Source organism: Embleya sp. NPDC059237 (assembly GCF_042754105.1).
Classification (GTDB): Bacteria; Actinomycetota; Actinomycetes; order Streptomycetales; family Streptomycetaceae; genus Embleya.
In genome coordinates this window covers 153,462-166,844 of sequence record NZ_JBHZAE010000006.1, presented here as the reverse complement: position 1 = coordinate 166,844, position 13,383 = coordinate 153,462, and the positions used below count along the sequence as shown (strand labels likewise).

The window sequence follows — 13,383 nt, the reverse complement described above, 5'->3', positions numbered from 1 at the left end:
CTCGGGGTCGGCCCCGCCGGGTCGTCATCCCGCGAGCGCGGGCGGAGTACGGCGCGACGTCACCCGGATGCGCCCAGCCAGTACGGCTCGCGTTGGAACGGGTAGGTCGGCAGGTCGATCCGGCGGGCGGGTACGTCCCGGAACAGCGCGGCGGGGTCCGGGGCGGCGCCGGCCGTGTACAACCGGGCCACCGCCAGCGCCGCCGCACGAGAAGCGGGCAGTGTGTCCGACAGCAGGTACACCGTGCCCGGCCGGTCCCGGCCGGGGGCGCCGAGCACCACGACGAGGTCGGTGTCGCGTGTCCCGGTCGCGGCGTCGGACCCCTCGCCCGAGGCACCGGCGCTGCCCACCACGCCTGCGCCGCCGACCGCACCGGCGAGCAGCGCGGCGGCGTCGATCCGCGTGCCGCCGTCCGCCGCCAGGACCGGAACGCGCGGTGGCGCGACCGCGCGGTCGTTCGGGTCGGCGCTGCCCCGGGCGGCCACGGCGGCGGCCTGACGCAGGGTCAGGATGCCGCCGAGATGGGCGGCGGCGAGCCGGCCCGCGCCGCGCCCGGCGATGGCGTCCGGGCGCAGTCCCAGGCCCTCCAGGAGCCGGTACGCGGCGACATGTGCCGCGAACGCGGCGGCGCCGGCGTGTGGTTCGGCGTCCTTGCCCGGTGTGGGCAGCGGTCGATCCAGGTGGGGGGCGAGGGCGTGGGCGGCCTCGTCCCAGGCGTGCGCGTAGGCCGGGAACGCCGCGTAGAACTCGGCCTCGGCGGCGGCGGAGCGTTCCTCGGCGCCGGGTAGCAGTGCCACCAGGCGGGCGTCGTCGCCGGCGGCCCGGCCGGTGAGCACGGCGGGATGCGCGGCTCCGGCGGCCAACGCGGCCAGGGCGTCCAGGAGTTCGGCCCGCTCCGTGACCGGGATCGCGGCGCGTTGCTCGAACATGGTGCGGGTGGTGGCCAGCGACCGGGCCACCTCGGCCGGGGTGACGGTGTCCGGGCCGGCCGCCAGGTGCTCGCGCAGCCGGCGGGCCTGTGCGGCGAGCGCGGGTGCGGTGCGGGCCGACAACAGGCAGGGCGGCGCGGACGATCCGGCGTCGGGTACCGGCGGCATGGGCTCCTCGGGCGGCTGCTCCAGGATGAAGTGCACCTTGGTGCCATTGCCGCCGAACGAGGACACCCCGGCGCGGCGCGGCCGTCCGGTCTCCGGCCAGGGCATCGCCCGGTGGGGCAGCGCGATGCCGCTGTGCTCCCAATCGACGTCGGGCAGCGGCTCGGCGGCGTGCAACGCCTCGGGTACGACGCCGTGTCGCATCATCAGGATCGTCTTGATCACGCCGACCACCCCCGACGCGGCGTGGGGATGGCCGATGTTGGCCTTGACGCTGCCCACCCACAGGGGCCGGTCGGCGGGACGGTGCCGGCCGTACGCGTCGATGATCGCCTCGGCCTCGACGGCGTCGCCGAGCGGCGTTCCGGTGCCGTGCGCCTCGACCACGTCGATGTCGGCCGGGCCGAGTCCGGCCTCGGCGAGCGCCAGTCGCATCACCCGGCTCTGCGAGGGGCCGTGCGGTGCGGTCAGCCCGTTGCCGGCGCCGTTGTGGTTCAGCGCCGAGCTGCGGATCACCGCGAGTTCCGGGTGCCCACGGCGGCGGGCCTCGGAGCGGCGTTCGACGATCAGTACGCCGGCGCCCTCGCCCCACCCGGTGCCGTCGGCGGCGGCCGAGAACGACTTGCACCGGCCGTCGGGCGCGATGCCGCCGAGGTTGTCGAAGGCGGCCGGGAAGGCCAGTACGGTCACCCCGCCGACCACCGCGGAGTCGCACTCGCCGCGCCGCAGCGCCTGGCAGGCCAGGTGCAGGGCGACACCGGAGGACGAACAACCGGTGTCGACGGTGAGCGTGGGCCCCTCCAGACCGAACGTGTAGGCCACCCGGGCACAGGCGAATGTCGGGCCGGAGCCGGAGGACACATAGGGCAGGCTCGCCGGCGGAACCGCCCCCGGGTCGGGGACGTAGTTCTGGTAGAAGGTGCCCAGGTAGGCGCCGACGCGGCCGGCCTCCACCCGCCGGGGGTCCTGCCCCGCGCGCTCCCACGCCTCCCACGCCAGTTCCAACAACAACCGCTGCTGGGGGTCGATCACCAGCGCCTCGTCCGGCCCGATGTCGAAGAAGGCCGGGTCGAAGCCCGAGGCGCCGGCGATGAATCCGCCCTCGGGCAGCAGACCGACGCCGGGCATGGCGTCGATCAGGCCGGCGAACCGGTCCCGATTCCAGCCGCGGTCGTCCGGTGCGGGCCCGATCGCGTCGCCGCCGGCCGCCAGCAACTCCCAGAGCGCTTCCGGTGATTCGATGCCGCCGGGGAGTCGGCAGCTCATCCCGACGACGACCACCGGATCGTCCTCGCCGACCGGCTCGGCGCGACGGCGCGCGGCGCCGACAGGGGCGGGTTCGTCCGTATCCCCGGTGAGTCGGGTGCGCAGGTGTCGGGCGACGGCGCCGGGGGTGGGGTGGTCGTAGATCAGGCCGACCGGCAGGCGCAGTCCGGTACCGGCGGCCAGCCGGTTGCGCAGGTCGACGGCGTTGAGCGAGTCGAAGCCCAGTTCGCGGAAGGGCCGCCCCGGGCCGACCGCGTCGCCGTCGGCGTGGCCGAGGACGGCGGCGGCCTGGGCGCGGACGAGGTCGAGCAGGATCCGGGTGCGCTCGGCGGGCGGCTCGGCGGCCAGTCGGGCGGTGAGGTCCCCGCCGTCGCTCACGCCCGTGTCCGCGCCGACGGCTCGGCGCAGCGGGGCGCGGATCAGGCCGCGGTACAGCGGCGGCGGGGCGCTGCCGGCGAGTCGGCGGGCGAAGGTGTCGAGGTTGATCCGCAGCGGTACGAACAGCGCGGTGTCGGTGCGCAGCGCGGCGTCGACGACGGCCATGCCCTCCGCGGTCGACAGGGCCAGGACCCCGGCATCGGCCATGCGCTCCCGGTCGGCGCTCGACATGCGGCGGGTCAACTCGCTCAGCTCCGCCCACGGGCCCCAGGCCAGCGAGGTGGCGGGCAGGCCGTACGCGCGGCGGCGGGCGGCCAGGGCGTCCAGGAAGGTGTTGGCGGCGGCGTAGTTGGCCTGCCCGGGGGTGCCGAGCACGCCGGCGGCCGAGGAGTAGAGCACGAACGCGGCCAGGGGCGCGTCGCGGGTGAGTTCGTCGAGGTGCACGGCGGCGTCCACCTTGGCGCGGAAGACGGCGGCCAGGCGCTCGGGGGTCAGCGCGTCCACGACGGTGTCGTCGACGGCCGCCGCGGTGTGCACGACGGCGGTGAGGGGGTGCTCGGCGGGGATGGCGGCCAGGACGGCGGCGAGCGCGTCCCGGTCGGCGGCGTCGCACGCGGCGATGGTGACGTGGGCGCCGGACTCGCGCAGCGTGGCCGCCAGTTCGTCGGCGCCGGGGGCGTTCGGGCCGCGTCGGCTGAGCAGGGCCAGGTGCCGGATGCCGTGTCGGGACACCAGGTGGCGGGCCACGAGTCCGCCGAGGGTGCCGGTGCCCCCGGTGATCAGCACGGTGCCGTTCGGGTCGAGCGGGGTGTCTTCGGGCGCGGGTGCCGTGGCGGCCCGACCGAGCCGGGGCGCGCGAAGCGTGCCGTCGCGGACGACCAGCCGGGGTTCGTCGACGGCCAGGGCGGTGCGGAGCAGATCGGCGGGGAGCGCGGCGGCGGGGTCGGCGTCGGTGTTCGCGTCGCCGTCGAGCAGCAGCAGGCGCCCGGGGTGCTCCGCGGCGGCTGAGCCGACGAGTCCCCACAGGGGCGCGAGGTCCGGGTCCGGGATCTCGCCCGTGTGCACGGCGACCGCGGTTCGGGTGAGCAACACGAGCCGGCTGTCGGCGAGTCGGTCGTCGCGCAGGAACGCCTGTACGCTCGCCAGGACGGCGCGGGTGGTGGCCTCGGGGCCGCCGTCGCCGGTCGGGATCGGGACGACGACGACGTCCGGGACGGGGGCGCCCGCGGCGACGGCGGCGCTCAGCTCGCCCTGGTCGCGGTGTACCCGAACCTCGGCGCCGGCGGTGCGCAGCGCGGCGGACAGGCCGACGTGGTCGGGGACTTCGGTGAGCAGCGCCCACCCCGTCGGTGCGTCGTCCGGTGTCGCGGTCACCGGTGCCCACTCGACGCCGAACAGCAGGTCGGGCGGGAGCGACGTCGCCGGGTCGGCCGCGGCGACCCGCTCGAAGGCCACCGGGCCGAGGTCGGCGAGGGGTTGCCCGGCGGCGTCGGCGAGCGTCGCGGTGACCGTGCCGTCGGCGCCGGGACGAAGGCGGACGCGGGCGGTGTCGGCACCGACGGCGTGTACGGCGACCCGCCCGAGCGAGGTGGGCAGCAGGTCGTGGCCGCTGCCGTCGTCCGGGGTCGGTCGGGCGAGCCGCCAGGCCCGGAGCGCGGCGTCGAGCAGTGCGGGATGGATGCGGTAGCCCCGTACCTCGCGGGCGTCGGCGTCGAGCGCCACATCGGCGAACACCTCGTCCCCGCGCCGCCACAACCCGCGGATCACCGCCGCGTCGGACGCGCCCTCCAGGTCGGGCGGTACGAGCGCATCGGCGTCGCGCGGCGGCCACTCGTGCTCCGCCGCGACCGGAGGCGGCGCCGGTTCGGCGAGGACGGCGCCGGCGTACCGGACCCAGCGGCCGTCCCCGACGTCGGGGTGGCGGGCGTGCACGGTGAGCGTACGGGCAGCGACGGTCACCTGGATCCGGGTGGCCCCCGTCGGGGACACCACCAACGGTCGGTCCAGGGTCAACGCCGCCACCGCGCCACGCACTTCGTCGGCGGCGCGCACCGCCAACTCCGCCAACGTCCCCGCGCCGAGCGTGGGGATGCCGCGCGGATCGGGTCGCACACACGGGTCGAGGGCGCCGACGGCGCCGGTCAGGACGATCTCGTCGCGCTCGGCCGACTCCAGCACGGCACCGAGGATCGCATGCTCGGCGGCCTCCAGTCCGAGTGCGGCCGGCTCGCCGGCCGGGCCGCCCGGCAGCAGCCAGTAGCGGGTGCCCTGGAAAGGGTAGGTGGGCAACTCCACATCCGCCGTGTCGACTTCGGCGAACAGCGGACCGAGGTCCATCCGCGTGCCACGCACCGCCGCCTCGGCCAACGAGGTACGAAACCGCAACAGGGAATCGTCGTCGCGGCGCAGCGTCGCGACGGCGACGGCATCCGCCTCGGTGCTCTCGATGCACTCCTCGACGGCCGCCGTGAGCACCGGATGCGGCCCCATCTCGACGAACACACCGTGTCCGTGTTGCTGGAGCAGTGCCCGCACACCCTGCTCCAGCAACACGGGCCGGCGCAGATTGCGATACCAGTAGTCGGCGTTCAGATGTGTGGTGTCGATCCAGTCGCCGGTGACGGTGGACCACATCGGCACCTCGCCGTCGCGGGGCGCGATGTCCGCGAGTTCGGCGGTCAGTTGCTCGCGGACCGCCTCGACCTGTGGCGAGTGCGAGGCGTAGTCGGCCGGGATGCGGCGCACCCGCACACCGTCGGCCTCGCAGGCCCGGACGAAGGCGTCGAGCCGGTCCGGCAAGCCGGAAACCACGGTGGAACGAGGGCCGTTGTGGGCGGCGACGGACAGTTCGGTACCGGTGTCGGCGATCCGGGCCGAGACCTCGTCGGCGGACAGGGCGACCGAGGCCATCGCGCCGCGACCGGCCAGCGCGGCCACGGCCCGGCTGCGTAGCGCGACGACCTTGGCGCCGTCGGCCAGGGACAGCGCGCCGGCGACGCAAGCCGCGGCGATCTCGCCCTGGGAGTGGCCGAGTACGGCGGCCGGCCGCACACCGTGGTCCTGCCACAGCCGGGCGAGGGAGACCATGACCGCCCACAGCGCCGGCTGCACGAGGTCGACCCGGGCGAGCGCGGCCTCGTCGGCCAGGATCCGACCGAGCGGCCGGTCCAGCCACGGTGCCAGGGCTGCCTCGCACGCGACCAAGTGGGCGGCGAACGCCGGACATTCGTCGCGCAGTCGGGTCGCCATCCCGGCCCACTGGGAGCCCTGACCGGGGAAGACGAAGACCACCTTGCCGCGGACGGTGGCCGCCCCCTCGACCAACAGCGGTGACACGGCGCCGGATTCGAGCGCGCGCAGCGGCTCGAAGGCCCCGTCGAGGTCGTCGACCAGGACCACCGCCCGGTGCTCGAACGTGGCCCGGCGACGGGCCAGTGCGGCGCCGACCGCGACGGGGTCCGGCCGGGGATCACACGCGCACCACTTGGCCAGTTGCCCCGCGCGGGCCCGCAGCGCCTGCGGGGTGGCCGCCGACAACAACCACGGCACCGGCCCGCTGTTCAGCGGACCGTCGGGCTGCCGCTTGCGGGATACGGCCGGCGGCGGATCGTCGGCGGGGTCGGCCTGTTCGAGCACGACGTGCGCGTTGGTGCCGCTGACCCCGAACGAGGAAACCGCGGCGCGGCGCGGCCGGTCGGTGTGTGGCCACGGGTGGGCCTCGTCGGCGAGCCGGACGTCGCCGGCCGACCAGTCGATGTGCGGCGAGGGCGCGTCGATGTGCAGGGTGCGCGGTACCTGCCCGTGGCGCAGCGCCAGGACGGCCTTGATCACCCCGGCGACCCCCGCCGCGCCCTGAGCGTGGCCGATGTTGGACTTGACCGACCCGAGCCACAACGGCCGTTGCGGATCGCGTCCCTGCCCGTAGGTGGCCAGCAGGGCCTGTGCCTCGATCGGGTCGCCCAGTGTGGTGCCGGTGCCGTGCGCCTCGACGAGGTCGATCTGATCGGGTGTCAGTCCGGCGTCGGCGAGGGCGGCCTGGATCACCCGCTGCTGGGACGGGCCGTTGGGCGCGGTCAGTCCGTTCGACGCGCCGTCCTGGTTGACCGCCGAACCGCGCAGCACGGCCAGCACCCGGCGGCCGTTGCGGCGGGCGTCCGACAGCCGCTCCACCAGCAACAGGCCCGCGCCCTCTGCCCACGTGGTCCCGTCGGCCGCGGCGGCGAAGGGTTTGCAGCGGTTGTTCGGGGCGAGCAGGGCCTGGTCGCCGAAGCCGTGGAAGATGGCGGGGGAGGCCATCACGGTCACCCCGCCGGCCAGGGCCAGCGAACATTCGCCGGAGCGCAGCGCCCGAACCGCCAGGTGTAGTGCGACGAGAGAGGAGGAGCAGGCGGTGTCCACCGTGACCGCGGGGCCCTCCAGGCCGTAGACGTAGGAGAGCCGGCCCGAGAGCACGCTGCTGGACGCGCCGCTGAGCAGGTAGGTGGCCACGCCCTCGGGCACCTCGGCGACGCCGTTGCCGTAGTTGCTGACCGTGGCGCCGACGAAGACGCCGGTGGAGCTGTGCTTGAGCGAGGCGGGCACGATGCCGGCGTTCTCCAGGACCTCCCAGGAGGTCTCCAGGAGCAGTCGTTGCTGGGGGTCCATCGCCAGCGCCTCGCGGGGCGAGATGCCGAAGACGGAGGCGTCGAAGAGGTCCGCGCGGTCGAGGAATCCGCCCTGGAGGTGCGGGCCGATGCCGAGCCCGGCCGCGACGAATTCGAGCAACTGCCGCTCCCAGCCGCGATCGTCGGGCGGATCGCCGATGGTGTCGACGCCGTCGACGAGCACCCGCCACAGGTCCCGGGGGGAGGACACCGACCCGGGCAGGCGGCAGCCCATCCCGACAATCGCGATCGGCTCGCCGGCGGCGGCGGTCAGTTCCGCGTTGTGCGCACGCAGCCGTTCGTTCTGCGTCAGAGCCGCCCGAAGCGCCTCGACGAGCCGATCGGAAGGGGCATTTGCACGCGGGGATGTGGCACTCACGCCGAACTCCGCTCGTCGCAGCGACAAGCCGGCACCGGCACCGGCCCCGGCGGAGGATCACAACAGAACCGCCCTCAACCTAAAGCCCCGTCCCCCGAATCCCGACCCCACCTTCCGGCCCCCCGACCCCTGCCCACCCGGCACCGACCCCTCACGCCCTCCCCGACCCCACCCCTGCCCGCCGGTCACGGTCGGGGAATGCCGGCCAGGCCCCGGATGAAGATGTCGAGGCCGAATTCGATCCTGGCCTCGCGGTCCCCGCTGATCAGGTGCGGCATGAGCGCGACCAGGGTCGGGAAACGTTCCGGCGGTAGCGCGGCGATCACCTCGCCGAGATACGCCTGCGCCATCGCCATCGGATTCTCGCCCTCCTCGGCGCGCGACAGGTACAGCGCCGCCTCGAACACGTCGGCCGATATGTAGAGCTGAAGCACGTCCAGCACCCACGCACTCGCCTGCTCCGGCACGCCGCCGCCGCGCATGACAGCCAGCAGCCCCTCGCTGATCCGCAGGGCGTTGGGCCCCGACGGGATCGCGGCCAGCGCCGCGCGACCCAGGTCGTTGTGCGAGGCCAGGACGCGGCGGAAGTCCAGGACGACGTCCTTGAGTTGCTCCTGCCAGCGAACGGGGTCCGGCATCGGGATCCGCACCTCGCCGAGCACGTGGTCCAGGACCAGTTCGAGCAACTCCTCCTTGCCCGACACATGGACGTACAACGACGCCGGCCCGGTCTGCAATTGTTCCGCGACCCGGCGCATGCTCACCGCCTCCAGCCCGCCGGCGTCGAGCACGGTCAGCGCGGCGGCGACGATCGAGTCCCGGCTCAGCGGCGGTCGTACCGGCCCTGCACGACGCCGCCGCCACGGGGGCGCGGGCAGGTCCGGTACGTCCGCGCCGGCGGATTCCGGTTGCCGGTCGCCGTTGGCGGGAGGCTCGGTCCGCGACGTTTTCGCCATGTGATGCCCGTCCTGCGTCGATCGAGGGTTGCGATCAGCGTAGTTGACCCGAACACTGGCAGATGAAGGAACGTCATTCGTTGTAACGAACGTCATTCGTAAAGGAGTTGCCATGCACTCGGACATCACCGGCACGGGAGCCACTCGATGACATACGACATCGGCGTCGCGGTCCGCGAGGACGACCGCGACGCCGCGGCGGACCTGCTCGCCGAGCACTACGCCCTCGGCACGCTGGACAAGGACACCCTGGAGGCCCGACTGAGCGACGTGCTCACCGCCGCCACGACCACTCAACTGTCCGTGGCGACGGCCGACTTGCCCGCGCTGCGGCCAGGCCCCACCCCGCCGTCGCGGACCACCCGACGGCGGGACGAACGTCCGGACCGCACCGACTCCCGACACCCGGCCCGGTCCCACCACGTTCCCGGCCGGCATCGAGGCGGCCGCAAGTACGCCTTGGCCGCCCTGCTGGTTGTCGTACTGTGCCTGGCCGTCGACGACCCCACGGCCCGAATCCTCGTCGCCGTCCTCGTGGCGACTGCCCTCACCCGAAAGCTGCACCACCACCGGCACCACCACCGGCGGGCCTGACCACCGACGGCGGTCGCGAGGTATGCGTCGGCCGGCTACGCGCGGTCTCGCAACACCTTGCGGAACAGGATGCCCACGCCGCCCTCGAAGGTGACTCCGGGGATCTCGAAGTCTCGGGTCTCCTCGTGGAATCCCATGCGGGCGTGCAGTGCGATGGAGACGCGGTTCCGCGCGTTGCAGAAGTACCGGGCCTCGGCGGCGTGGGCTTCGATCCAGTCCAGACGGGATCGGGTCAAACTCATTCCCACCCCGAGCCGGCGGGCGTCGGGATCGACCACGACGCCCGCCAGGTAGTAGCCGGTCGGCGCGGTCGCGGCGTCCAGCCGGACCACGCGCCCGTACCCGACCACGCCGTGATCGGCGCCGATCGCGACCGGAAAGCACCCGGTGGGCTGCTGCAACCACCCGCGAACGAGGGCTTCGAAGTCGCCCACGCCGGCGCCGTCTCCCGCGTACCGCCGGGCCAGGACGGCGCATTGCTCGACGTCGGCCACGGTCGCCTGGCGCACCGATATCGGCATGGCGCGTGGTTGCCGGGACCGGCCTTCGGGGGTCTCGAAGTCCGCGAACTCCGGCATTGCTCGACCTCTTCTCGCGATCCGGACGTGAAATGTACGGGGAAGTGTACGGCGTCACGGATTCTGCCGGTCGGGCGTGGTTGTTCGGTCGCCGATCCGGCCCGTTCCGGCGGTGTCGGGGTCGTCAGTCGGTTGGGGCGATGTCGGGGGTGGGGCGCTCGCCTGTCGTGACGGCGGACTTGCCGCCGATGGCCGACATGCACGCGGGGCACAGGAGGTCGGACAGGGCGTCGTCGACCGCCGCGGTGGTGTGGTCCGGCAGACCGACCCCGCACGCGGCGGTACGGAAGTGCGCGACGGCGTGCCACCAGCGGGTGTCCTTGCTTTCCACTGCTCGCAGGATGTGCATGACAACCTCCTGGGTGTCGGATCATCGGCCGTCGTCCATGCAACTACCGCCGCTCGCCGGCCGCACCCGCACCGCGGCGGCGAGCCCGGCCGCAGAGCCGGGCAGGCGGGACACCGCCCGGGACCGGCGTACATCCACCGATGTCGGCCGAACGAGTGCTGCGAGGCCGGACACGCGGGCCGCCCTCGTCGTGCCCGGGTGCGTCCGGGCGGCTCGGTATCACGCCGGGACGGTCGGGTGGCGACGCAGCCGATTCCCGACGGTTTTCCCGGCGGCCCCGGCTTGTTTTGGCCGCCGCCCGGCCACAGGAATTCAACCGTCGGGGCGGAACGGTCTTCTCGGGAAATTCCGGCGCCGCGTGAAATGCGAAAAGGGCGGGGCGCGGCCGGGCCCGATAAATCGAGCCCCGCCCGCCCCGCCCCGCGTTTAGGCGGCGGTCTACGCCCTACGGTCTACCAGCGATACCAGCGCCCCCGCCTGCCGCCGGCGCCCGCCGAGCGGAAGACGAAGCCGAGAGCCCAGACGACCAGGACGATCACGGCTATCCACCACAGGGCCTTCAGAGCGAATCCTGCGCCGAAAAGGATCAGCGCGAGAAGCAGGACTACCAAAAGGGGAATCATTGTTTTTACCTCCGACCCACGTCTGCCCCGCCCACCGAAGCGCATTCCCGGGAATTCCCTTGTTTTGCCCGCCCGTTTCCGGAAAGACTCCGCCGATACCCACGTGCGCGCGGGGCCGGTCTCGGGTCGGTCAGTTGGCCGGATCGGATTCGGGGGTGGCGCCTTCGGCGAGGATCAGGGACAGAAGGCCGGGGAAACGTCGGTCGATGTCCTCGCGGCGCAGTTGTGCCTTGCGGCTGTTGCCGCGGTCGACCTGTCGGATCAGGCCGGCCTCGCGCAGGATCCGGAAGTGGTGGGTGAGGGTGGATTTGCCGACGGGCAGCAGGAAGGACGTGCAGGTGCGTTCGGTGGCGTCCGGGTCGTGCACGAGGACCTTGACGATCCGCAGCCGCATGGGGTCGTCGAGAGCGGCCAGCACCTGGGCGAGGGTGACGTTCTCGGTCTGGGGGTGGAACAGCTCTCCCGGCATGGCCCTCGTCTTCTCGTGCTGTTCGTTGCGCGGCGCCGCGGCCCGTCGCTCATGGTAAGGGCTGGATCGTACCTCTCTACCGTGCCGTCGCGGCGAGGGCGGAGCCGCTGTCCGGGTCGGTGGTGATGGCCGCGGGCATCGTGTCGATGGTGTTGTTCGCCGCCGGGGCCCGGCAGCCGCCCGGGACGGCCGCCGGCCCGAGGCGCCGCACCTTCACCGCCGGGCGGCGCGGCGTTCGCGTTGGGGGATCACCGTGTACTTCGGGTCCTCCGCCGAGGCCATGCCGGCGGCGAACACGCCGAAGCGGGTGCAGATCGAACCCGCGAGCAGGGCGGCGCCGGCGACGGCGGCGGTGACGCGGCGGGTGGTGGGTCGGCCGCTGATCACCCCGGACAGGGCCGCGCCCACGGCGCCGGTGACGGTGAGGGCTTCGGCGGCGCGGGTCAGCCGGCCGGCCCTGCCGGTGCGGTAGGTCTCGGCGACGATGCCCATGCGGGCGCGCATGCGGCGGGCGGCGAGCAGGTCGAGGAGCGCGCCGCCGATCGCGGTGCGGCGGGCGGGACCGGCCTGGTGGGGCGAGACCGTGAGCAGGGCCAGGCCGGATGCCGCGCCGGCGGCCGATCCGGCGAAGAGGAAGGGAAGTTCGCGATGGCCCTCGTGCCAGGCCGGTACGGCCGTGTCGGCGAACAGGACCGCGGTGTAGGTGGCCACGGCCGGGCCGAGCAGGGCGGCGCCCGCCGTCGCGGCCCGCCCGAGTCCGGGCAGCCGGCCGCTCACGTCGGTGGCCGCCGCGAGGCCCGCGGCCGGTCCGTATGCCGCCAGCAACCACGAGCCCATGTTCATCGGCGAGGTCGGCTTGAACACGCGCAGCATGTTGACGAAGCGCCCCGGCCGACCCAGGTCGTGCACGAGCGCGACGACGGACAGCGAAATCCCGCCCAGCGCGGCCACCTTGCCGGTCCGGGCCAGCGCCGGCCGCCCGGTCGCCTCCGCGCCCGCCGCGAGCAGCGAGGACACGCCCGCCAGGCCGCCCAGGAACACGTAGCCGGCGATGTCGGTCGCCGCCCACACCGGAGCCTTGATGATCGGCCGCCCGTAATACGACGTGGTCTCGACCTTGGGCACCATCCGCGCCTCGCCGCGCGTCATCGCCGTCCTCCCCGCGACCCGAAGGCGAGCGCGACCCCGGCCGCCAGCGTGAGCGCCGCCGCACCCGCGTGCCGCCACATCGACGGCAGATCACGCGTGGTGACCACCGGATCCGGCGGCAGACCGTAGACCTCGGGCTCGTCGAGGAGCAGGAAGAACGCCCCGTCGCCGCCCACACCGTCCTCGGGATCGTGCCCGTACAACCGGGCCTCCGGAACACCGTCGGCATGCAGATCCCGTACCCGCGTCTCGGCCGCCGCGCGCAACTCGTCCAGCGGGCCGAAGCGGATCGATTCGGTCGGACACGCCTTCGCACACGCGGGCTCCGCCCCCACGCCCAGCCGGTCGTAGCACATCGTGCACTTGAACACCCGCCCGTCCTCGGGTCGTTGATCGATCACCCCGTACGGGCAGGCGGGCACGCAGTAGCCACAACCGTTGCAGATGTCCTGCTGCACCACGACCGTGCCGAACTCGGTGCGGAACAACGCGCCGGTGGGGCAGACATCCAGACACGCGGCATGCGTACAGTGCTTGCACACGTCGGAGGACATCAACCAGCGCATCGAGTCACCCGAGCCCGAGTCCGAACTCGAGTCCGCGCCCACACCCCCGACCGCCCCGATCGCCCCCGCCGCCACCGGTCGTTCCTGCTCGATGAACGCGACGTGGCGCCACCTGTTCGCGCCCAGCCCCTCGCTGTTGTCGTAGGACATCCCGGTGAGCGCGAGACCGTCCTGCGGCACGGCGTTCCACTCCTTGCACGCCACCTCGCATGCCTTGCACCCGATGCACACCGACGTGTCGGTGAAGAAGCCCATCCGCGGCGGGTGTTCGTCCCCCCACCCGGCCTCGCCCGCCGGGTCGCCCGGTCCGCGTCCGATCCCGCCGATGAACTCGGCCAT

The 13,383-nt window shown here is 73.8% G+C and carries 8 protein-coding genes and 1 pseudogene; 1 reads left to right on the top strand and 8 read right to left on the bottom strand.

What is annotated here, in order from left to right; genetic code table 11:
• Window positions 1-59: 59 nt before the first annotated feature.
• Window positions 60-7,760, bottom strand: a pseudogene (locus ACFXKZ_RS20345) (SDR family NAD(P)-dependent oxidoreductase); the annotation flags it as partial.
• A gap of 185 nt (window positions 7,761-7,945) precedes the next feature.
• Window positions 7,946-8,716: a TetR/AcrR family transcriptional regulator gene (locus ACFXKZ_RS20340; protein WP_380002278.1), complete on the bottom strand. Its 771-nt coding sequence runs from the start codon at window positions 8,714-8,716 to the stop codon at window positions 7,946-7,948.
• A 147-nt stretch (window positions 8,717-8,863) separates the two neighbouring features.
• Between ACFXKZ_RS20340 and ACFXKZ_RS20335 the strand changes: the two genes are divergently transcribed.
• Window positions 8,864-9,310, top strand: a complete 447-nt coding sequence (locus ACFXKZ_RS20335) for a DUF1707 domain-containing protein (protein WP_380002277.1) — start codon at window positions 8,864-8,866, stop codon at window positions 9,308-9,310.
• A 35-nt stretch (window positions 9,311-9,345) separates the two neighbouring features.
• On the opposite strand, the gene ACFXKZ_RS20330 is transcribed toward ACFXKZ_RS20335, so the two are convergent.
• The 6 genes from ACFXKZ_RS20330 to ACFXKZ_RS20305 all read right to left on the bottom strand — a co-directional run bounded on the left by ACFXKZ_RS20330 (window position 9,346) and on the right by ACFXKZ_RS20305 (window position 13,383).
• The gene (locus tag ACFXKZ_RS20330) at window positions 9,346-9,888 is read right to left on the bottom strand and encodes a GNAT family N-acetyltransferase (protein ID WP_380002276.1); all 543 of its coding nucleotides are present in this window, start codon (window positions 9,886-9,888) and stop codon (window positions 9,346-9,348) included.
• A 124-nt stretch (window positions 9,889-10,012) separates the two neighbouring features.
• Window positions 10,013-10,237 (bottom strand): hypothetical protein, encoded by a 225-nt coding sequence (locus ACFXKZ_RS20325; RefSeq protein ID WP_380002275.1) that lies wholly within the window; start codon window positions 10,235-10,237, stop codon window positions 10,013-10,015.
• Between the two features lie 452 nt (window positions 10,238-10,689).
• On the bottom strand, window positions 10,690-10,860 hold the full coding sequence (locus ACFXKZ_RS20320) for a DUF5670 family protein (RefSeq protein ID WP_380002274.1): 171 nt from the start codon (window positions 10,858-10,860) through the stop codon (window positions 10,690-10,692).
• A 130-nt stretch (window positions 10,861-10,990) separates the two neighbouring features.
• Window positions 10,991-11,329 (bottom strand): ArsR/SmtB family transcription factor, encoded by a 339-nt coding sequence (locus tag ACFXKZ_RS20315; RefSeq protein WP_380002273.1) that lies wholly within the window; start codon window positions 11,327-11,329, stop codon window positions 10,991-10,993.
• Between the two features lie 213 nt (window positions 11,330-11,542).
• The gene (gene nrfD / locus ACFXKZ_RS20310; RefSeq protein WP_380002272.1) at window positions 11,543-12,478 is read right to left on the bottom strand and encodes an NrfD/PsrC family molybdoenzyme membrane anchor subunit; all 936 of its coding nucleotides are present in this window, start codon (window positions 12,476-12,478) and stop codon (window positions 11,543-11,545) included.
• Window positions 12,475-13,383, bottom strand: coding sequence for a 4Fe-4S dicluster domain-containing protein (locus ACFXKZ_RS20305; RefSeq protein WP_380002271.1), 909 nt, complete (start codon window positions 13,381-13,383; stop codon window positions 12,475-12,477). The genes nrfD and ACFXKZ_RS20305 overlap by 4 nt, the downstream gene beginning before the upstream one ends.